A 21,732-nucleotide genomic window follows, 5' to 3' on the forward strand; every position below is an offset into this window, starting at 1 on the left:
GGAACGGTCCGGCGAGAACACCCGTAAACGCAGACGAGGTCGTCTCCGCGGCGACAGCACCCCCCAGCCCTGCCGACGCGGAACGACCTCGTCTGCTCTGTTCAACGGCGGGCATCCCAATACTGTTCCCCGATTCCGCAACTTTTTCGTGATCTGTCTCACTCTCTTCCGCGCCTTGCCAACGAAACAGTAGCGATATATCTTTGACGCATCGAGAATAGATCGCGATACAAGGAGAAAGAACATGACATACGCACATGCGGCGGGCAACCAGTGGTTCGGCCCGCGGGAGAACCTGCGCGCGGCCCGCGAGAAGCTGAGGGCCATGGCCGACGCCTTCGAGCAGATGGGCGGCCACCACCACCATCGCCGGGGCGGCGGCGGTCACGACGAGCACAGGCAGCGCGGCCGGCGCGGCGGTCCCGGCGGACCGTTCCCGTTCGATTTCGGGCGCGGCGGCCCCTTCGGTCCGGGCGGGCCCTGGGGCGGGCACCACGGGTGGGGCGGCCGGGGGCGCAAGGCCAAGCGGGGTGACGTCCGCGCCGCGATCCTGGCCCTGCTGTCGGAGGAGCCGCGCAACGGCTACCAGATCATCCAGGAGATCGCCGCGCGCAGCGAGGGCGGCTGGAAGCCCAGCCCCGGCGCCGTCTACCCGGCGTTGCAGCAGCTCACCGACGAGGGCCTGGTGATCTCGGAGGAGAACGAGGGTCGCAAGACCTTCCGCCTCACCGACGAGGGCCGCGCCTACATCGACGCGCACGCCGACGAGGTCCGCGCCCCCTGGGACGAGATGCGTCCGGACATCGACGACAACACCGCCGATCTATGGCACATCGCCCGACAGTCGGCATTCGCCATGATGCAGGTTCTTCAGACCGGAAACGACGCACAAATCCGCGAAGCGCGTAAGACTCTGGTTGAGACCCGGCGCAAGCTCTACCAGATCCTGGCCGACGGCGAACCGGGTGAGGAGTAACCAGGTGACCGGCTCCGCAGCGACAGGCCGGTTCGGGGAGAGCGAGGAACCAGAGATGGACCACAACGATCTCCGCATCGGCGACGCCGAGCGCGAGCAGACGATGGCGGCCCTGCGCGAGCACTTCGCCCAGGGCCGTCTGACCCACGAGGAGCTCGACGAGCGGCTCGACCGGGCGCTGGCCTCCAAGACGGTCCGCGACCTGTCCCAGGTGACGGCCGACCTGCCCGGTTCGTCCCCCGCCTACGCGCCGCCCCAGCAGGTCCCCCAGTTCGACCGGGACGCCTGGCGCGAGGCGATGAGGGCGCACCGCCACCAGATGCAGGCCATGCGGCACGCGCACGCGGGCCGCCCCTGGCACGACCATTCCCGCCGTCACCGGCGCGGCCACCGCGGCCCCGGACCGTTCCTTCCCTTCCTGATCCTCTTCGGGGTGCTGGGGATGGTCTTCGGGTTCGGCCTCTTCAAGATCCTGCTGGCGGTCTTCGTGGTGGCCACCGTCGCCAACTTGGTCCACCGCCGATTTCACTACCGCGGGTGACCTTCACGCCCCTTTGTGATGTTGGGTCTTGACCCGGGTCAAGTGACATTTCATGATCTGGTCGGGTCTCACCGAACGAAGGGGCGTCGTATGGCAGAGCCGGGTTCCGTGGTGGCCGTCACGAATCCGTTCGCCGCCGTGGGCGGCGCCGACGCACTCGTCCTGGACGCGCCCGGCTACCTGGCGGCCTTCGACCGCGACCACGAGGGCTGCGCCGTCCCGCTGTGGAAGCTGGAGCGCGCCCAGACCTTCTACGAGCCGGACGTGGCGAGCTGGCGGGCCATGATGGACGGCGACTGGAGCGGCTCCCTCGCCCTGTCCGAGCAGATGGCGCCGCTGGTGACCGGCTACTTCCGCCACCGGATGCCGGTCCGGCGGGTACGCGTGGTGGAGTTCCCGGTCACCCCGTACCTGCAGTGGGAGATGCACCTGCTGGACATGCGGGCCCGGGCGGGCTCCCCCTGCCGGGTGGTGCCCGCGGCGCGCGTGGCCGCCCTCGAACCGGTGCCCGAGCTGGTGATCTTCTCCCCCGGCCTGATGTACGAGGTCCTCTACGACGAGTGCGGCGGCGGACGCGGCGGCCGGCGCATCACCGATCCCGGCGTGATCGGCCCCTGCCTGCGGGCGGTCCAGGAGCTGTTCGCCGAGGGCGAGGACGTCCGCGACTTCCACCGGCGGGAGATCGTGCCGCTGCCGCCGCCGTCGGTCACCGACGAGATGCGGGCCGCGGTGCCCCCGTACGCCCACCGGACCGAGGAGTTCCGGGTCTGAGCGCGGCGGCGGCTGGAACGGGCCACGACGCGTTTCCCGACACTTTGGTTTACTCGGACCTCAAGGAAATTTCGCAAATTTCGTGACACAGGGGTTGCGGTCCTACCAGAATGCGGTGCGATCCAGCGTCCATCGCAACTGGAGGAAGCCCCCAATGCGCAGACCCCTAGGGGTACTCGCCGGCCTGGTGAGCCTGGCGGCACTCGGTACGCCGATGACCGCGGCCACGGCCGCCACGGCCGCCACGGCCGCCACGGCCGGCAGCGAGGCCGCCGGCCGCTGCCGGGTCACCGTGGCCACGCCTCGCGTCACCGACACCGCACAGATCGTCTCCTCCGCCGCCCGCCAGGGCTGCCGTACGGACGCGCTCCTGCGCGTCCGGCTCAAGCGCGCCGTCCCGGGCACCGACCCCGTCGTCAAGAGCGGCGCCACCAGGTCGGGCAGCCTCGCGCTCACCCTCCCCTGCGCGCCCGGCGTCTACTACGCGGTCGCCACCGACCACCGAGGCCGCGGCGCGACGTCCAAGGCGGTCAGGCTCTCCTGCGCGCCGACCGGCACGCCGAGCCCGACCCCGACGGCCACCCCGTCCCCGAAGCCCAGCCCGACGACCTCCGCCACCCCGGCGCCGAAGCCGTCCGGGCCCGCCGGCACGGTGGGCACCGCCGAGGAGAACGAGGTCCTGCGCCTGGTCAACGCCGAGCGCGCCAAGGGCGGCTGCAACCCGCTCAAGCACGACGCGCAGCTGCGCGCCGCGGCGTTCGGCCACTCCTCCGACATGGCGGCCAAGAACTACTTCGACCACACCTCGAAGGACGGCCGCAGCTTCATGGACCGCATCCGCGCGGCCGGCTTCACCGGCGGCACCGCCTTCGCCGAGAACATCGCCAAGGGCCAGACCACCCCGGCCTCCGTGATGAGCTCCTGGATGAACAGCTCGGGCCACCGGGCCAACATCATGAACTGCCGGTACACGGTGATCGGCGTGGGCGTGGCCAGGAACGGCCAGGGCCCCCTCCACTGGACGCAGGACTTCGCGGCCAAGTAACCGTCGCGGGTGCCCCGCGCAGACACGCGGGGCACCTCCTGCGTCAGACGCGGGTCAGCAGGACGTCGCCGTCGCCCGCCTTCCTGACCACGACGACCGCGTACAGCCCGGTCACCTTCGGGTCGCTGATGGTGAGGCGTTCCATCTTGTTCGGGCCGCCGCTCGCGGACTTGCGGGCGGCGGACCTGGGCAGGCCCCACACGGCGGGGTCGGGCGCCATCACGAAGAGGTCGAGGTCCTGCCCGTTGCGCGGCACGACGGTGAGCGTGGCGGGCACGCCCTTCTCGATCCACGTCGTACGCACCTCGACCAGCCGGCCGGCGGCCATGGGGAACTGCTGCGGCGTCCCGGCCTCCAGGTTGCCGGCGGGCGCCTCGGTCACCTCCATCCCGTACTCCTCGTAGTCGGCGTCCGAGCTGACCGAGTTCACGAACCAGTTGCGGGTGGCCGGGCTGGGCTGCACGGCGACGAAGTCCGTGCTGGTGGCGGCCAGTTCGGCGCTCCTGACGGTGGCGCCGCTGCCGTGGGGCGTCGTGGCCAGGTCCACGTCCGCGCCGTCCGGTCCGGCGACCGCGGCCATCACGTGCCATCTGTCCGGAGTGGTCATGAAGGCCGTCTGGAGCGGGACGTTGGCGGGCCGGCGCGTCGGGGTCCGGTCGGCCAGGTCCTCCACGTGCTGGGCAGGGATGGCGTTCTGGAACAGCGCCGCCTGCGCGAGGTCGTGGTGCTGGGGGTCGAGCAGGTTCAGGAAGTCGTCGAGGTCCTGGGCGACCCCCTTCCTGAACGTGGCCACGATCGCTTCGGGCCCGAGGCCGCCGAGGTCCCAGTACTTCTCGTCGCGCGTTCCCGAGTCGGCCAGGTCGATGAGCACCCCGGCCACGCGGCCCTCGGTCCTGCTCGCGTCCGCCTTGGTCGGCCAGCCCTCGCTGAACCAGTGCGGGCTCTCCAGGTCCAGACCGGTCGTGTACCACCGGTAGTGCGTCTCGTCGTAGGTCTGGACGGCGACCCAGTCCGCCCAGCCCTCTCCCCACGCGCAGACCGTGCTACTCATCGGCGTCGTCATGTAGTGCTTCCCGCAGTCGGTGCCGTCCGAGGGCATCAGGCCGTAGGTGTAGTCCATGATGAAATGCCCCAGCTCGTGGGGGACCGTCATCTTCGCCAGCGGGATCGACGCGTCCAGGTTGATCTGGAACCGGCCCGCGCACTCAGGGTTGCTCCCCGGGCAGTAGTACGACGTGGGCAGGACCCTGTCCGGGGCCCAGATGAGGGTCACGGACCGGCAGTTCTGCTCGCCCGGCTTCCAGCAGTCGTCGGCCGGGTCGTTCAGCCAGCCGGTGTAGGCCTTCCACGTGTCGTAGGCGGCGGAGTGGAGGCGGAAGGCCCCCTCCATCGGATCACCGCCCGCGCTCTGGTAGTCGATGACGGTGGTCGACGTGCCGGGGGGAACGTCCTGCGTCGGCGCGCTCGCGTCGGTGTAGATGTCGTCGGCCTTCTCCGAGAAGCCCACGGTCCAGTAGATGTTGGCGGGGCTGACCTCGATGGTGACGTCCTGGCCGGTGCCGTCCTCCTCGGTGCCGGGGAAGCACACCTTGTAGCCGCCGGAGGCGTCGGTCTCGGCCCAGCCGAGCATGAGCCGGCCGCCCGCGTCGGTGTCGAACGCGTCCACCTCCGCCATTGGCACGCCGCCGATGGAACCGTCCGTCCTGACGTGGGTGACGCGTCCCTGGACGCACGTGTCGCCGGCCGCCGCCGTCGCCGCCGCCGATCTCCCCGTACGGCGTCCGCGGCCCTCGCGCGGCATGCCGAACACCGACGACTCCGCGCCGACGGTGACGTAGGCGAGCCCGTCCGAGCCGGGTCCGGGCCGCCCGTCGCGGGCCTGGACGCGGATCGAGGCCGGGCCGGGCGCGACCGCCGTGACGACGCCCTCGTACCGGACCGGCTTGCCGGCGCGGGCGCGCCAGGTCCGGGTGGCCCGGTCCACCGGGCTGCGGCCGATCGTCGCGGCGGCACGGGAGAGCCCGGCGGGCGGGGTCGCCCACCGCATGGTCTCCGGCAGTTCGATGATCGTGGTGGCGTCGGGTATGTCCTGTTTCGGCGTCACCACGACCGTGAGTCTCGCGCTCTGCCCGACGCCGGGGGCGCGGTCGAGCGAGACCTCGACGGTGAAGCAGTCCCCCGGGTCGCACGGGGGCCGCCCGGGTGCGGCGGCATGGGCCGGGGCCGTGGTGAGTCCCACGGCCGCCAGCACCCCCGCCAGGATGGTCGCCATCAGACGGCGTGACATCGGCATGTCTCCTGATCAGCCCGCGCAGGCCACGGGCGAGTCGAAGTGTCCGGGTGAGGTGGGATAGGGCGAACCGCTGTCGCCCGAGGCCGGGACGGCCACCTCCCGCGTCCCCGACGGGTCGCCCGCCGCACGCCCGGCGCCCGAGCCCCAGGCCACTTTGGCCAGGAAGTCGAGCATCGCCGGGGAGTGCTGGCGGACGATGTTGTGCCCGCCGTTGGCCGGGCCGCAGTGGGTGTAGAGGTTGAAGCCGCCGTTCCAGTCGATCATCTTGTCGCCGGGGTTGGGGCCGTTGGCCGTGCGGTCGCCCTGGAGCACGTCGCGGTCGGCGCCGCCGTACTGCCAGTCCACGCCCTGGTGGTGCTGGTCGTCGTCGGTGGCGGCGTTGTCCTTGTCGGTCATCCGGAACCACGCGCACGGGTCCACCACCGTGGTCAGCTCGCCTTCCGGCATCTTGCCGGGGGCGCACGAGCCGGGGTACGAACCGCGCGGGTTGTAGTCGAGCAGGTCCGCGCCGGCCCCGCCGAAGACGCGGTCCACGAAACGGTCGCCGGTGCCGCGCGCGGCCGGGTCGAACGCGCCGCCGGACTGGCAGTCCGGGGTGGCGGCGTCCAGGACCGGGTCGCAGCCCTTGCCGCCCCAGATGACGTCCGCGCCGTCGCCGCCGAACACCTCGTCGCCGCCGCTGTCACCGTTGACCAGGTCATCGCCGGCGCCGCCGTGCATGCTGTCGCGTCCGGGGCCGCCGCGCAGGCGGTCGTCGCCGCCCTTGGCGAAACCGTCGTGCGGCATGGCGGCGCTCACCCACGCCTCGCCGTCGGTGTCGTGCAGCAGGTCGGTGCGGCGGTCGTACGTGCCGGCCTGGAAGCCCTTGTAGGTCTCCTTCGGCGGCGCGTTGAGGCTGACGGTGAAGCCGAGCCGCTGGGCGTCGGAGGCGTCGATGCGCTCGTTCAGCACGCCGCCCCGGTCGCCGAGCATGGCGTCCTCGCCCGGGCCGCCGTACAGGGTGTCGTCGCCCAGTTCGCCGAACAGGTCGTCGTCGCCCTGGCCGCCGTGCAGTTCGTCGTCGCCGTCCTGGCCCCACAGTGCGTCGTCGCCGTCGTCGCCGTACAGGTGGTCGGCGCCGGAGGAGCCGGCCGGTTCGCAGGTGGTCTGGGTCTGGGTGCAGAACCTGGTGGAGTCGCCGGGCAATGCGGGGTCGTGGCCGCGGACGCGGGTGGCGTCCGCGGGTGTCTGGCCCGCGGGGTAGCGCTCGGCGTAGACCTTCTCGCTGGTGCCGGTGAGGGTGCGGACGAGGGAGCCGTTGTCGCCGAGCAGGACGTCGGCGCCGCCGTTGCCCTCGATCGCATCGGCCTGGTCGGTGGCGGCCTGTCGGGCCGAGCCGCCGATCAGGTCGTCCTGGCCGGGGGTGTCGTCGCCTTCCAGGTCGGCCGGGCCGCTGGGGTCGCCCTTCCAGCCGGGGTCGGGCAGAGGGCGGCCGATGGTCCTGGTGGACTCGGCCGACAGCGGCAGGTCACCACGGATCTGGTCCGCGCCGTCACCACCCTCGGCGTAGTCCCCCTGGCCCCCACCCGACATCTGATCGTCCCCGCTCTGCCCCCACAGGACATCCACCCCAGAACCCCCCGAAATCCTGTCCCCTCCAGAGCCGTCGCCCAGGAGGGTGACCGCGCGTGGGGTCATCGGGGTGCCCGACGAGCCCAGGCGGACGGTGGCGGCGGCCGGGGTGCCCGTCAGCGTCACCACGGCGTTGTCGCCGGCGATGACGTCGTCACCGGGGCCGCCGTACAGGGCGTCCGCGACGTCGTCCGCTGTGGTGTCGGCTGTCGTGTGGGTGCCGCCGACCAGGTCGTCGTTGCCCTGGTCGCCTTCGACCCAGTCCACGCCCGCGCCGCCCTCGGCGTAGTCGTCGCCTTCCTGGCCGCGCAGCCGGTCAGGGCCGCCCTGACCGAAGATCGCGTCGTTGCCCGCACCGCCGTCGGCCACGTCGGGGCCGAAGCCACCCGCGAGCAGCTTCACCCGGTGCGCAACCGCCTGCCCCGGCCGCGCGGCCACCGAAGTAGCCGCGTCAGACGCGTCCACATCGGGTGCGGACTTGCCGGGCGGGGTGGCCGTGACCGATGGCGAGGCCGACGGTGTCTGCGTTGCTGATGGGCTTTCCGTCGCCGACGGCCTTACGGTCGCCGGGCTCCCCGTCCCCGACGGGCTCGCCGAAGTGGGAGGCGTGTTGGTCCCGGAAGCGGCCGCGCTGGGCGTGGCCGACACCGACACCGACGGCGTCGCAGTGCCGGATGTGGTGGTGGGCGGCATCGCACTGCCGGAGGGAGTGCTGGTCGGAGTCGGGGACTGGGTGGGTTGGGTTGGGGTGGTGAGGAGGGCGTTGTCGGCGGTGATCACGTCCGGGCCTTCGCCGCCCAGCAGCGTGTCGCCGCCGTCCGGGTACGGGCCCGAAGCGCCGCCCACGAGTTCGTCCTCCCCGGCCTCGCCGTACACCTTGTCGCCGCCGACGCCGCCTTCCAGGTGGTCGTCGCCCGCGTCGCCGTGCACCTCGTCGGACCCGATCCCGCCGTACCCCACGTCGGCGCCGTCGCCGCCGTGGATCACGTCCGGGCCGCCGGCCTCCTCCGGGGTGCCGTCGAGGTCGAACGGGCCACCGGCGTCGCCGTTGTCGCCGATCAGCCGGTCCGCTCCCGCATCGCCGTACAGGACGTCGCCCTTGTCGTCCTTGCCCGCCGTGCGCGTGCCGCCGATGACCAGGTCGTCACCTTCGCCGCCGAACAGCCGGTCCTGCCCGGACTCGCCCACCACGGTGTCGTCGTGAGCGCCGCCGTACAGGGTGTCGTCGCCGGAGCCGCCGGTCACCTCGTCATCGCCGTCGTCGCCGAGCGCCGTGTCGTCGCCCGAGCCGCCCGCGACCTGGTCGTCGCCCGAGCCGCCGGCCAGGCGGTCGTCGCCGCGTTCGCCGCAGACCCGGTCCTGGCCGCCACCGGCCTCGACCCGGTCGGCGCCGCCGCCTGCCGACACGATCTCCTTGCCCGCGCCGCCGAGGACGAGGTCCCGGCCGTCGGCGTCGCCGTCGTGCTCCTCGCACGGTTCGTCCCGCCAGCGGTCGCCGAAGACGGTCGCGCCTCCGTCACCGCCGACGACGTGGTCGTTCCCGTCGCCGCCGGACAACCGCTTGGCCGAGGGCTGCACGCCCGCCGGCAGCGGCAGATGACGCACCTGCCGGGCAGGACCGAAGTCGTCACGCCCCTGCGCCTCACCGACGTCGGACGGCTCGGCGATCACCCAGTCGTCACCGGGACCACCGAAGATCTCGTCCTTGCCGTGACCACCCGCCAGCACGTCGTCCCCGCCACCACCGATGATCTTCACGACCTCACCCGGAGCCGAGTGGCCGGCGACCAGATCAACGGCCTGACCGCCGAACACCTTGTCCGCACCCGCGCCGGTGTCGACGTAGTTCGGCCCCGAATCGGCGGGGCCCGCCTCGTCCCGGCCGAACTCCTCACGCGGCCCGGTGTAGATCTCGTCGGCCGCCGAACCACCGGTCAACGTGTCCGCACCGGGTCCACCGACCAACAGGCTCGGCTGCGCCCGGAAACGCGGCGAACCGTCCGTCGTCGCCAGCGGACTGTCGGAGGCCACGGCGATGGTGTCGTTCCCGCCGTTGCCATAGAGCCGGTTCTCGCCGAGCCCGGCCGCGATGCGGTCGGCGCCGTCGGACGAGCCGTCGGCGGGCGTGCCGGGCAGATCCTCGGCGGTCCAGTCGGCGACCTGCACGTCACCGACCCTGCGGGTGGCGGGGGTCAGGTGGCCGTCACCGGCCACCCAGCCACCCGCGCCGCCCACGGTGACGTAGTCGTCGCCGGGGCCGCCGGCCACGATCGCGGCGGGACCGTCGTACTGGTCGCCGCTGGTGATCTGGTCGTCGCCCTTGCCGCCGTCGATCACGTTCCGGCCGGCGCCGGCCAGGATCATGTCGTCGCCGTCACCGCCGAACGCCACGACGGTCCGGTCGAACGGGCGCGGCCCGGCGGTGTCGTCGCCGTACCCCTGGAAGACCAGCCGCAGCGCGCCCTTCGCGCCGCGGCCGTCGGCCAGCACCCGCGTCAGGCCCGCGTTGCGGTGCTCCTCGCGCACGCCCAGCGCGCTGACCACGAAACCCTCGTCGCCGGGGAGCTGGCTGACGGTCCACTGCTCGGCGTCGTCGCCCGGCTTGGCCGTGCTGCCGCCCCTGGCCTTGCGCATCGGTCCGACGTGCAGCACCAGGGCGTCGCCTGCGACGGTCGCGAGCTTCGGCGGGTCCTCGTCGCACTTCGGCCTGACCGAGAAGTCGAGGAGCTTGGCCTCGACGATCGTCCAGTCGAACCGTTTCTTGAAGATCGAGATGCCCACCTCGACCCAGGCCTTCAGGTAGACCTTCAGCTCGCCGTCCAGGGAGAACAGGCACAGCGGGTTGCGCAGCAGGACGTCGGCGAACTCGGAGAACCTGAACTTGCCGTCGTTGGTGGGATCGAGCCAGTTCATGGCGACGGTGAGGAAGACGCCGCCGCTCACCCCCGCCTTGACCAGCACCACGTCGACCGCCGCGCCCGCCTCCAGCCGTCCGGTCAGGGTGATCGCGGGCAGGGGTCTGCCCTGGTCGTCGGTGGTCTTCAGGTACAGGCTGTCCAGGACCTGGAGGTCGAGCTTGCGCTGCTCGATCGCCTTGCGGATGCCGTACGTGTCGAAACCCGCCCTGATGTGGGCCTCGACCGCGGCGGTGCCGGAGATGACCACCATGATGGGCGGCGGCGACCAGACCGGGCCGAAGGACTGGCTGTAGGAGAAGCCGAGCCGCAGCGGCCCGGAGTCGAACGCGACCAGCTCGACGTCCTTGCCCATGAGCAGGCTGAAGATCGACCGTCCGGCGTTCTGCAGCACGGGGAAGCTGAAGCCTGCCTTGGCGGAGTGCTCCATGGGCCCCTGCGCGTCGGCGACGGCGGCCTTGCCCTTCCCGCACGTTCTGGCGCCCTGGTCGAGCGCCGCGAACAGGTCGTCCGTGGCGGGGGCCATGTCCTTGATCAGCGAGTCCGCGACGTCGGGCGAGTTCTCGGTGTTCAGCGCGCGGTCGCCGGCCACGGTGAAGCTGCCGATGGGGATGTGCAGCTCGCCCTGGCAGTCGGGCAGCGCCGAGACCAGCCTGCCGACCTCGATCATCCGCTCGATGAACTTGGTCGTGCCGCCGCCCGCCACCGTGTTGTACTTCTTGGCGATCGTCATCAGGTTCACCTCGCCGCCGCCCGCGGCCTTGCTCAGGTCCGACAGCACGGGGATGGGCGCGTAGAGCTGGTCGATCACCGGTCTGACCGGGTCCGTGACCTTCTTGACCTGGGTCACCACCGGGCCGAGGACGCTGCGGAAGAAGTCCCCGGCCTCCAGGTTCACGTTGTTGAAGGCGATGTTCAGGTTCGCCGGGTCGGGGGAGCCGCCCTTGGTGAGGTCCCAGTCCAGGTCGAAGTCGCCGAACAGGCCGGGGAACATGGCCGAGCCGGCCGTCACCTTGAAACGCCAGTCCACCGCGACCTTGGCGTGCAGGGAGGTCTCCACCAGGCCGGTGGCGTCGGCGAGCTGGTTCAGCCCGATCCGGCCGACGGGCTTGAGCCCGATGGTGAAGGCGCCCGCGAACAGGTCGGGAGCGTTCTGCTCGCGGTTCTTGAGCGTGACGTCGAGGATCGCCAGCCTGGCGTTGATCTCCTCGGGCAGCGAGACGTTCACGCCGACGGTCGCCCGCGGGCGGTTGGCCTCGCCGGCGTCGAGGTAGAAGCCGCTGGTCCGGTCCAGGCCCACCATGGCCTCGGCGTGCCAGCCGAGCTCGGCCCGTACACCCTTGCCCGCGCCCTGCCGCAGCGCGAGGCCCGGGACGCCGATGTCGAGCGGCCGCTCCACGCCCAGGCAGTCCTTGACGCAGCCCTGCTCAGGATCGACGTCGCCCCTGCCGATGCTGACCTTGAACGCGATGCCGGTCAGCTCGGCGCCCTTGGCCGCGTCGCACGCCTCGGGCTTGGCCGGGTCGGGGACGGGCGCCTGCACGCAGGTGATCACGGGCTGCACGCCGGGCCCGACCTTGGGCGCGAGTTCGTCGTTGTACCACTTGCGCAGGTCGCCGCCGGTGGGCACCTTGCCGCCGTTGGGCAGCTTCGCGAGGGCGGCCTTGATCTCCTGACGTTTGGCGCCGACGAAGTCGGCCCCCTGCTGCAGGTCGGCGCCGACCATGGGCAGCCGGCCCTGGCCGGAGGCCATGCGCATGCCGGTCTCCAGCGCGGTGAGGTACCGGTCGATGCCGTCGCCGAGGTTGGTCCAGTCCAGCTCCAGGCCGGGAGGCAGGGTCGAGAAGTCGAAGGAGGGCAGCTCCAGCCGGTTCACGTCGCCGGGCAGCTTCCTGGTCAGGTCGAACATCTCGGCCAGCGGGGCGGACCTGGGCAGCCGCAGCACGAGCGCGTGCTTGCCGTCCGCGGTCAGCGGGGCGCCGTTGAGGTAGGCGGGCAGGACGGCGCACAGCGCCAGGTCGGTGTCGTCGCGGTGCGGGTCGCGGTCGCAGGCGACCGGCTCGCTCGTCTCGTTCAGGGCCAGGTCGAGCCCGGAGAAGAACGCGGCGGGGGTGACGGCGTCCTGCGCCTCGCCGCCGTAGCGCAGGCTCACGCCGTAACCGAGCCTGGCCTGAAGCGGGTCGTCGCCCTCCTTGCCGACGGCCAGCGGCAGCGGCCCGACGTCGGCCTTGACCGTGCCGTCGAGCTGCGCCTTCGCCTGGAGGTCGAGGCCGGAGTCGGTCTCGATGAGCAGGTCGCGGGCCGGGTCGAAGTCGCGCTTGAGCGCCACGCGCAGGCCGAGACGCACCTCGCCCTCGACGGCGGCGTCGAGCGTGGCCGAGCCCTTGGCGGCGACCAGGCTGCTCTCGCCGAACGCGAAGCGCAGGGGCTCCTTCACGGCCGCCTTCTTGTCGTAGGCCAGCGACAGCCGCAGCGCGCCGTCCTCATAGCCGATGTGCGCCTGGCCGCCCAGCGCCTTGTTCAGCTCGGCCACCAGCGCCTGGACGGTGTCCGGCGGGGCGGCGGTCAGGCGGTCGATCGCGTCCCTGAGCGGCGAGCGCAGCGCGTAGGCGGCGCCCGCCTCGGGAACGGCCTGGCCGAACTTCTCGGCGAAGGACAGCGTGTGCTCGCCGCACGCGGTCGCGACGGTCAGCACGCGGGTGCCGACGGCCACCCGACGGCCGATGTGCGCCTGCGTGAACGTGCGCGAGGGGTCGGTGACGTAGGCGTTCTCGTTGCCGCAGGCGCCGTCGCCGTAGACGACGCCGGGGCCCGAGCCCATCTCCTCGGAGGCGACCAGTTCGGACAGCGAACGCCCGAGCAGCGGCACCTTCGCCGTCATCGCCTCGCCGACCGGCCCGCTGCCCTTGACGCTGTCGAGGTACGCGGCCACCGCGCCCAGCGACTTGATCAGCGCGCCGAACAGCGCCTGCGGGTTGTCGGGATCGAAGGCGAAGTCCTTGACCCTGCCGATCTGGTCGAAGCCGCTGAACGTGACGGTGGTGGGCTTGCCGATGTCCGGCATCTCCACCTCGCCGGAGACCTTGCCGCCGAAGAAGTCGGCCAGGCCCGGCACGCCCAGGGTGAGCCGCGCCTTGGCGGCCGCGTCCACCTGGGAGGTCAGGACGTCGCCCGGCTTGCTCGCCAGCCGCTCGAACAGCCGGGTCAGCGGCACGTCGCCGAGGTCCTTGAGGCCGACTTTGACCAGGTCGCCGCCGTTCCTGCTGCCCATGGTGAGGTCACCGGCGATCTGGACGCCCAGGTAACCGGCGACGGCGTTGACGTTCACCGAGGAGAGCACCGACACGCGGGCGCCGAACAGGTCGCGGCCGGTCCGCAACATGATCCGGTCCGCGGCCCTGGGCAGCTCGTTCACCACGGTGGCGCTGCCGTCGGCGTTGACGTGTTTGTACGGGCACGCCTTCTGCTGCCCGTCCGGCCGCTGCGCGCACCCCTGGCCGGTCACCGGATCGCCGAGGTCGAGCACGACCGTGGCCGAGGCGTGGTAGCCGCGCATGACACCCGCCACCGCGGCGGTCGCGTTGGCGCGGTCGAGCCCCGCGGCGGTCTTGAAGGTGTCGCCGAAGGCGACCTGCCCGATCATCGGGTCGCTCGCGGAGATCCGGTACGGCGCGCCCGCGGCGGGCACGCCACCGCGCCACCCCTGCTCGGCGAGGGTGACGGTGTCGGCGGTGTTGTCGGCCACGATGCCGCTGGACGCGCCCGCGGTGACCGTACGCCCGGCGAACTGCCCCGGCGTCCACTTCTGCCCGGCGTGCTTGAGCGTCTTGGCCGTGTACGTCACGCCCGTGCCCGTCCCGCTGACGGTCTGACCCGCGGGGTTGAGCGGCTCGGGCGTGGGGTTCACGGTCCGGTCCACGACGAGGGTGAAGGCGATCTTCTTGGCGGCGTCGTCGTAGCCGGCGTCGGCGACCTTGATGATCGCGCCTCCGGGCAGGCCGCGGGCCTTGCCGAGCGCGGCGAACAGGTCCTGGATCGAGGTGAAGGTGGGCCGGCCGGTGTTCCGGTCCACGCTGGCGGCGGCGAAGGCGTGGATCGCCTCCGACACCTGCACGGCGTCGGCCAGGGAGCCGCGCATGAACGGCAGGTCGAGGTCGCCCCGCCCGTCCCAGCGGGCGCGCTGGGCGGCGGTGATCGCGTTGGCCAGGTGGGTCAGCCCGTCGAGCAGGTCCTTCGGGGTGAGCGTCTGGAAGCGGTCGAGCCGGTCCAGGTCGGCCTGGGTGACGGTGACGGCCGGGCCGCCGGTCGCGAGGTCGGGCCAGCTCACGTCGATGGTCGCGGCGGCCCCCTCGACCGGGGCGCCGGCGAACGGCTGCGCGGTGACCTGGAGCTTGGCGGTCGCCGAGCCCTTGCGGGCGAAGGTGAACAGGCTCTCCGAGCCCAGCTCGCTCGGGTCCAGCCTGCCGTTGCCGTCCGGGTCGGCGGCGGTGGCGGTGAACTCGGCGGTGAAGGAGAGCGCCGAGGCCGCCGAAAGGTCGACGCCGAGGATGCCGAAGGCGGCGGTCGGCCTGGCCCCGGCGGCGAGCTTGCCGTCGGCCCGCACGGTGACCGTGGCGTCCTTGCCCAGCCAGGCGGACTTCGTGGCCGGGTCGTAGGCGAAGGGCAGCTTCGCAGTGAGCTTCAGCGTGACGTCCACGCCGCCCGAGGTGGTCAGCGAGACCTTCGGCTGGGCGCTGGCGATGGAGATCGGGCGACCGGCGACCGTCCTGGCGACGTCGAGGGTCAGGTCGAGCCGCCTGATCCCGCCCTGGGTGCTCGCCTTGGCCAGCAGCTTGCCGGCGCGGGGGCCGGACAGCTCGTACTCGTCCTGGAGGTCGTCCAGGGCCGTCAGGTCCTTGAGCTTGTCGTGGACGGCCACCTGGAACAGGTCGCCCAGGCCCAGGGCGTCCTCGCCGCCGGGCACCAGGCCGACGAGCGGCAGTTGCTCGCCCATCGGCCCGACCGCGGCCAGGCCGCCGCCCGCGGTGGAGAAGCGTTCCACCGCGGACAACAGGGCCGCCGTCTCGGCGTCCGGTTGTGTGGACGCGACGGCCGGCGGCGGCACGGCCGCCACCAGACCCGTGAGTAACGCCAATGCGCATAAGACACGCGACAATCGCCGGCTTGCCACCAGACCCCCCAGTGCGAAGACGCAACGAACCGGGCACGTGTCTAGCGATCGACGCTTGTGCGTCACTTGGATCCGTCCGCAAGCGCAGTTCAGCGACCGGCTGTGCGGCGCTCGCCGGGCCTATCCGGAGTGCGGCCGGTCCAGTGAGGCCCGCAGGCGGGCCATCTCCTCCGCGATCGTGGTCACGGTCCAGTGGGCGTTGAGCCCGCTCGGGTTCGGCAGCACCCACACGCGGGCCTCGCCGACCTGCTCGGGCTGGGGTCCGATGACCGCCTTACGCTGATCGAAGGCCGTCCGGTACGCCGAGACACCCAGGATGGCCAGCACCCGCGGCCTCAGCTCCGCCACCCTCTCCGCCAGCGCCCGGGCGCCCTCCACCAGCTCGTCCCTGCTCAACTCCGACGCCTTGGCACTGGCCCGGGGGACGATGTTCGTGATGCCCAGCCCGTACGAGGGGAGCAGGTGCTGCTCGGCGGGGGCCAGCAGGCGCGGCGTGAAGCCGGACAGGTGCAGCGCGGGCCAGAACCTGTTGCCCGGCCGGGCGAAGTGGTGGCCGGTGGCCTCGGACATCAGGCCGGGGTTGATGCCGCAGAGAAGCACGTTCAGGCGGGGACCGAGCACGTCGACAAGCACGTGCCGGAGGTTAGCCCACTCCGCGGCGTGGTCAGCCCATCTCTTCGAGTCTGCGGCCCTTGGTCTCCTTGACCCATTTGGTGACGAAGAGGAATGACAGCAGGGCGAACAGGGCGTACATGGCGTAGGTGAGCGGCAGGTTCCACTCCGACAGCGCCGGGAACGAGACCGTGATCAGCCAGTTGGCGATCCACTGCGCGGCCGCGGCGACGCCGAGCGCGGCGGCGCGGATCCGGTTCGGGAACATCTCGCCGAGCAGGACCCAGACCACCACCCCCCACGACAGGGCGAAGAACAGCACGAACACGTTGGCCGCGATGAGCGCGATCGGCCCCTGCGGGCTCGGCAGCGAGACCACGCCGCCGATCTCCCGCGACGCGCTGAACGCCCAGGCCGCCGTGCCCAGCGCGATCGTCATGCCGGCCGAGCCGATCAGCAGCAGCGGCCGACGCCCGATCCGGTCGACCAGCGCGATGGCGATGAACGTGCCGATGATGTTGATGATCGAGCTGGAGAAGCTGATCAGCAGCGAGTTGCTCTGGTTGATGCCCACCGACTGCCACAACACGGACGAGTAGTAGAAGATCACATTGATGCCGACGAGCTGCTGGAACGCCGACAGGATGATGCCGATCCAGACGATCGGCAGCAGGCCGAGCGCGCTCCCGCGCAGGTCCTTCAGCCCCGGCACGCGCTCGGTCCGCAGCACGTGCTGGATCTCGGCGATCCGGGCGTCGAGGTCCACGTCGTCACCCTCGACCTCGGCCAGCACCTCGCGGGCCTTCCTCGACCGCCCCGACATGATCAGGTAGCGCGGCGACTCGGGGATGGTGGAGGCGAACAGCAGGTACAGCAGGGCCGGGACGGCACAGGCGCCCAGCATCCACTGCCACGCCTGCAGCCCCCACAGGTGGTTGTTGACGTCGCCGCCCGCGAGCTCGGCGATCAGGTAGTTGACGAGCTGCGAGACCGCGATGCCGAGCACGATGGCGAGCTGCTGGAACGAGCCCAGCCTCCCCCGGTAGGCGGGCGGCGCGACCTCGGCGATGTAGGCCGGACCGAGCACCGAGGCCATGCCGATCGCGAAGCCCGCGATGACCCGCCACAACCCCAGGTCCCAGATCGCGAACGGCAACATCTGCCCGATCGAGCTGACGGTGAACAGGCCCGCGGCCACCTGCATCGACCGGGTACGCCCCCACCGGTCGGCCAGCCCGCCCCCGATCCAGGCCCCGAGCGCGGACCCGAGCAGCGCGATGGCCACGACGAAGCCGATCTGGACCGCGCCCACCTGGAAGTGCCGCTGGATGCCGGTGACCGCGCCGTTGATGACCGAGCTGTCGTATCCGAACAGGAAGCCGCCGATGGCCGCCGCCGCGGTGATGAAGACGACGTGGCCCAGATGCTCCTGATGGGTGTACCGAGTTGCCATACAGGTCCCTTCCCCGTGATCGGGGACCTACCCGGAGATCACCTGTGTAGCGCGGCGCTTACCCAACCTTGCCGCAAACCGGGCATCAGGACCGGGTCAGCCAGAAGACCGCGATCACGACGACCGCCGCCACCAGCGCCAGGGCGTACCCCAGCAGCGCACGCCCGAGCCTGCGCCGGACGTAGCCCGGACGGTGACGGTCGGCGGTCATGTCGTCTCCTTGGAGAGGGCCCGGGCGGTCACAGGCGCGGGTCCACCGGCTCGGACTCCAGGGCCAGCACCGCGAAGACCGGCTCGTGCACCCGCCAGCCCGCCTCGCCGTCCGCCAGGCGCGACAACGCCTCCAGGCCGAGGGCGTACTCGCGCAGCGCCAGGGAACGCTTCTTGCCGAGGAAGCGCCGGCGCAGCACGTCGAGGGACTCGGTGTAGTCGGGCCCGTAGATGATCCGCAGGTACTCCCGGCCGCGTACCTTCACGCCGGGCTGCACCCGGCCGGGCACGTACGTGGCGGGCTTGACCACCATGCCCTCTCCCCCGGCGGCGGTCAGCGACTCCCACCAGGCGGTGGCCGCGTCCCTGGACTCCGGCGAGCCGAGCGTGACGGTCACGTTCCTGGTCGGGGCGATCAGCGGCGAGTCGAGCAGCGCCAGCGTGGACAGGTGCCAGGCGTGCGGCTCCAGCGCCGTGGCCCGTCCCTCGCAGGCCAGGATCTGGAACGGCGCCAGCCTGATCCCGTCGAGCCCGTCGACCGGCCAGCAGTAGCGCGCGTACGCGTCGCGGAACAGGGCGGCGTTGGCGGAGCGGCGCCGGGTGCGGGTCAGCAACCCGCCCACGTCGAGCCCGCGCCCGGCCGCCGCCTCCAGGGCCGTGACGGCCTCGGGCAGCGCGGCCCGCGCGGCGGCGCCGACGGAGGCGTACTGCGACCTGATCAGCTCGCCCGCCTTGGCCGACCAGGGCAGCAGCTCGCAGTCGAGCACGACCCAGTCCGAGCGCAGTTCCTCCCACAGCGGCTCGCAGGCCGCGCGCAGCGCCTCGACCAGCGGCGTCATGTCCCGGAAGAACGGCCGCCCGGTACGCGTGAACACCGCCCCCGCGCTGCCGTCGGCCACGCCGAACCGGGCGGCGGCGACCTCGGGCGTCCTGGCCAGCACGGCGACGGCCCGCGAGCCCATGTGCTTCTCCTCGCACACGACCTCGCTCACCCCCGCCGCGGCGAACTCCTCGAACGCCTCGTGCGGGTGCTCCAGGTAACCGTCGAGCCTGGACGTCTCCGGCGGCGCCATGGTCGGCGGCAGGTAGACCAGCCAGCTCGGGTCGACGGCGAACCGGCTCATGACCTCCAGCGCGGCGGCCGCGTTCTCCTCCAGCACCTTGACCCGGCCGCCGAAGCGGGTCTCGACGTGCCGGGTGCCGATCACGTCGCCGACGTCGAGCATGCCGGGCTCGCGGGCGGGCCCGCCGAGCGGCTTGACCGGCTCGTACCAGACCTGCTCGGCCGGGACCTGGACGATCTCGCGCTCGGGGTAGCGCAGCGCGGTCAGGTGGCCGCCGAAGACGCAGCCGGTGTCCAGGCAGATCGTGTTGTTGACCCACTCCGGGGTGACCGTGGGCGTGTGGCCGTAGACGACCATGGCCCGGCCGCGGTACTCGTCGGCCCACGGGTAGCGGACCGGGAGGCCGTACTCGTCGGTCTCGCCGGTGGTGTCGCCGTACAGGGCGAAGGCGCGTACACGCTTGGAGGCGCGGCCGTGGTAGGACTCCTTCAGCCCGGCGTGCGCGACGACGAGCCGGCCGCCGTCCAGGCGGTAGTGGCTGAGCAGGCCGTCCATGAACGTCCTGGCCCGCTCGCCGAACTCGGGCGGCTCGGCGGCGAGCTGGTCCAGCGACTCGCGCAGGCCGTGGGCGACCGTGACCTTGCGGCCGTTCAGCGCGCGCACGAGCTTCTGCTCGTGGTTGCCGGCCACGCAGATGGCGGTGCCCGCCTCGACCATGTCCATGACCAGGCGCAGCACGCCCGGCGTGTCGGGCCCGCGGTCGACCAGGTCGCCGACGAACACGGCGGTACGGCCCTCGGGGTGGGCCAGGCCCTGCCAGCCCAGCTTCCGCAGCAGCGTCTCCAGCTCCGAGCGGCAGCCGTGCACGTCGCCGATGATGTCGAACGGGCCGGTCAGCTCGGTCCGGTCCGACCACGCCTTCTCGTACGTGATCTCGGCGTTGTCGATCTCCTCCAGGCCGCGCAGCACGTGCACCCGCCGGAAACCGTCGGCGGAGATCTTGGACAGCGAGCGGCGCAGCTCCTTGCGCTGGCGGATCACGACGCCGGGGCCGAAGTCGCGGTCGGGACGCGCGGCGTTGCGCTCGACGGCGACCTCCTCCGGCGTGTCCAGCACGATGGCGTCGGCCAGCACGTCGTGCTGTCTGGCCAGCTCGATGAGGCTCTTGCGGGCCGGGTACTGGACGTTGGTGGCGTCCACGACGGTGAACAGGCCCCTGGACAGGCGGACGCCGACGATGTGGTGCAGCAGGTCGAACGCGGCGGGCGTGGCGGCCTGGTCGTTCTCGTCGTCGGACACCAGGCCGCGGCAGAAGTCGGAGGAGATGACCTGCGTGGGCTTGAAGTGGCGGCGCGCGAAGGTGGACTTGCCGCTGCCGGAGACGCCGACGAGCACCACGAGGGACAGCTCAGGAACGCTGATCACGGGTGAAGACTCCCATCTGGGTGGGCGGGCCGACCTCGGGGTCGTCCTCGCCGACGGGTTCGAAGGCGACGTGGTAGCCGTACTGGGCGGCCACCCGGTCGGCCCAGGCGGCGAACTCGGCCCGGGTCCACTCGAAGCGGTGGTCGGGGTGGCGCAGGCCGGTCAGGAACTCGTAACGCACGTTGTGCTCGATGTTGGGCGTGGTGACGAGCACGTGCTCCGGCCGGGCGCGGCCGAACACGACGCGTTCGAGCGCGGCCAGCCGCGGCGGGTCGACGTGCTCGACGACCTCCATGAGCACGGCGGCGTCGTAGCCGGCCAGCCGCTTGTCGGTGTACGTCAGCGCGCCCTGGAACAGGGTGAGCCGGGCCCGCTTGGCGTCGGGCATGCGGTCCAGGCGCAGCTTGCGGGCGGCGATGGTGAGCGCGATGGAGGAGACGTCCATGCCGGCGACGCGGGCGAACCTGGGCCTGGCCAGCAGCGCGGCGACCAGCTCGCCCTGCCCGCAGCCCAGGTCGATCACGCTCGTCGCGCCGAGCTCTTCGAGCCTGCGCAGCACGGCCTCGCGCCGCAGCGTGTTGAGCGGCCGCGCCTTCGGCTCCGGCCGCCCTCCGGGCGCGGCCTCCCCTTCGGGCCCGGCTTCCGGAGCGTCGGCAGCGGCGCCAGTGTCGGCAGCGGCAGGGTCGGAAGCGGCAGGGTCGGAAGCAGCAGGGTCGGAAGCAGCAGGGTCGGAAGCAGCAGGGTCGGAAGCAGCAGGGTCGGAAGCAGCGGGGTCGGAAGCGGCGGGGTCGGCGGTGAAGGCGGCGGCGGCCTCGTCGGCGGCGGTCTCCTCGGCGGGGGCCTCCTCGGCGAGCGCCGGCTCCAGCTCCTCCTCGGTCTCGTCGCCCAGCTCGGCCAGCCTGGCCAGCGCGGCGCGGGCCAGCGACCAGCGCCGCCCGAAGTAGCGCCGGGTGATCAGGCCGCGCTCCGGATGCTCGCCGAGCCAGCCCGCCCCCGCCTTGACGAGCTTGTCGATCTCGTCGGACGCGATCCAGTAGTGCTTGCCGTCGTCCAGCACGGGGAGCAGCACGTAGAGGTGGTTGAGCGCGTCGGCCAGGAGCACGGTGCCGCTCAAGGTGAGCCGCACGTACCGGGACTCGCCCCACTCGGGGAAGCCCTCGTCCAGCGGCAGCGGCTGCGCCTCCACCGTCCAGCCCAGCGGCTCGAACAGCCGCCGGGCCAGCTCGGGGCCGCCCCGGCAGGGCAGCGCGGGCACCCGGATCTCCAGCGGCAGCGCGGTGCCCGGCAGCTCGGGACGGGCCTTGCAGCGGCCCGCCCGCGCGGTGCGGAAGACGTCGGCGAGCGCGACGGCCAGCAGCGACGAGGCCGCGTACGGGCGGTCGTTGACGTACTGCGACAGGCTGAAGTCGGGCGAGTTGCGGCCGCGCGACCGGACCAGCGCGATCGGGTCGACCTCCAGCAGGAGGGCCGCCGTGCAGCGCTCCTCGCCCGCCTCCGGGTAGAACACCGTGGCCGTGCCGAACGATTGGCCGAACTCCTGCACGCGCTCAGGATGCTTGTGCAGGAGAAAGCCCAGGTCGGTGGCCGGCGTGGCGGTGGTCGTGATCGTCAACAGCACGCCCCAAGTGTGCCGTAGCCGGACGAAG

Annotated in this window: 11 protein-coding genes; 4 read left to right on the forward strand and 7 right to left on the reverse strand. The window is 72.2% G+C overall.

Annotated features, from left to right (window positions below; genetic code table 11):
• Positions 1-244 precede the first annotated feature (244 nt).
• The 4 genes from AB0J97_RS18800 to AB0J97_RS18815 all read left to right on the forward strand — a co-directional run bounded on the left by AB0J97_RS18800 (position 245) and on the right by AB0J97_RS18815 (position 3,333).
• Positions 245-976 (forward strand): PadR family transcriptional regulator, encoded by a 732-nt coding sequence (locus AB0J97_RS18800; protein WP_364090091.1) that lies wholly within the window; start codon positions 245-247, stop codon positions 974-976.
• Between the two features lie 55 nt (positions 977-1,031).
• Positions 1,032-1,517: a DUF1707 domain-containing protein gene (locus AB0J97_RS18805; RefSeq protein WP_364090094.1), complete on the forward strand. Its 486-nt coding sequence runs from the start codon at positions 1,032-1,034 to the stop codon at positions 1,515-1,517.
• 90 nt (positions 1,518-1,607) lie between these two features.
• Complete coding sequence (locus AB0J97_RS18810) at positions 1,608-2,288, forward strand: DUF6879 family protein (protein ID WP_364090097.1); 681 nt, start codon at positions 1,608-1,610, stop codon at positions 2,286-2,288.
• 154 nt (positions 2,289-2,442) lie between these two features.
• A complete protein-coding gene (locus AB0J97_RS18815; protein WP_364090100.1) occupies positions 2,443-3,333 on the forward strand; it encodes a CAP domain-containing protein in 891 nt (296 codons plus the stop codon).
• Between the two features lie 43 nt (positions 3,334-3,376).
• On the opposite strand, the gene AB0J97_RS18820 is transcribed toward AB0J97_RS18815, so the two are convergent.
• From AB0J97_RS18820 to AB0J97_RS18850, 7 genes are all read right to left on the reverse strand, one after another.
• Positions 3,377-5,620 (reverse strand): hypothetical protein, encoded by a 2,244-nt coding sequence (locus AB0J97_RS18820; RefSeq protein WP_364090103.1) that lies wholly within the window; start codon positions 5,618-5,620, stop codon positions 3,377-3,379.
• A gap of 15 nt (positions 5,621-5,635) precedes the next feature.
• Positions 5,636-15,286 carry a hypothetical protein gene (locus tag AB0J97_RS18825; protein ID WP_364090106.1) on the reverse strand — a complete coding sequence of 3,217 codons (9,651 nt, stop codon included), beginning with the start codon at positions 15,284-15,286 and terminating at the stop codon, positions 5,636-5,638.
• A gap of 156 nt (positions 15,287-15,442) precedes the next feature.
• Entirely contained in the window at positions 15,443-15,955 is a 513-nt protein-coding gene (gene mug, locus AB0J97_RS18830; protein ID WP_364090109.1) for a G/U mismatch-specific DNA glycosylase, read from the reverse strand.
• Between the two features lie 31 nt (positions 15,956-15,986).
• Entirely contained in the window at positions 15,987-17,387 is a 1,401-nt protein-coding gene (locus tag AB0J97_RS18835) for a sugar porter family MFS transporter (protein ID WP_364090112.1), read from the reverse strand.
• Positions 17,388-17,472: 85 nt separating this feature from the next.
• On the reverse strand, positions 17,473-17,598 hold the full coding sequence (locus AB0J97_RS18840) for a hypothetical protein (protein WP_364090115.1): 126 nt from the start codon (positions 17,596-17,598) through the stop codon (positions 17,473-17,475).
• A gap of 28 nt (positions 17,599-17,626) precedes the next feature.
• Positions 17,627-20,086, reverse strand: a complete 2,460-nt coding sequence (locus AB0J97_RS18845) for a polynucleotide kinase-phosphatase (protein ID WP_357697984.1) — start codon at positions 20,084-20,086, stop codon at positions 17,627-17,629.
• On the reverse strand, positions 20,070-21,704 hold the full coding sequence (locus tag AB0J97_RS18850) for a 3' terminal RNA ribose 2'-O-methyltransferase Hen1 (RefSeq protein WP_364090118.1): 1,635 nt from the start codon (positions 21,702-21,704) through the stop codon (positions 20,070-20,072). The genes AB0J97_RS18845 and AB0J97_RS18850 overlap by 17 nt, the downstream gene beginning before the upstream one ends.
• Between the last annotated feature and the right edge of the window lie 28 nt (positions 21,705-21,732).

Origin of the sequence: Nonomuraea sp. NPDC049607 (assembly GCF_040675375.1) — a bacterium.
Taxonomy (GTDB): domain Bacteria; phylum Actinomycetota; class Actinomycetes; order Streptosporangiales; family Streptosporangiaceae; genus Nonomuraea.

Coding starts and splice junctions, on each gene's coding strand:
- AB0J97_RS18800 (WP_364090091.1), top strand. CDS start 245: ATGACATACGCACATGCGGCGGGCAACCAGTGGTTCGGCCCGCGGGAG.
- AB0J97_RS18805 (WP_364090094.1), top strand. CDS start 1,032: ATGGACCACAACGATCTCCGCATCGGCGACGCCGAGCGCGAGCAGACG.
- AB0J97_RS18810 (WP_364090097.1), top strand. CDS start 1,608: ATGGCAGAGCCGGGTTCCGTGGTGGCCGTCACGAATCCGTTCGCCGCC.
- AB0J97_RS18815 (WP_364090100.1), top strand. CDS start 2,443: ATGCGCAGACCCCTAGGGGTACTCGCCGGCCTGGTGAGCCTGGCGGCA.
- AB0J97_RS18820 (WP_364090103.1), bottom strand. CDS start 5,620: ATGTCACGCCGTCTGATGGCGACCATCCTGGCGGGGGTGCTGGCGGCC.
- AB0J97_RS18835 (WP_364090112.1), bottom strand. CDS start 17,387: ATGGCAACTCGGTACACCCATCAGGAGCATCTGGGCCACGTCGTCTTC.
- AB0J97_RS18840 (WP_364090115.1), bottom strand. CDS start 17,598: ATGACCGCCGACCGTCACCGTCCGGGCTACGTCCGGCGCAGGCTCGGG.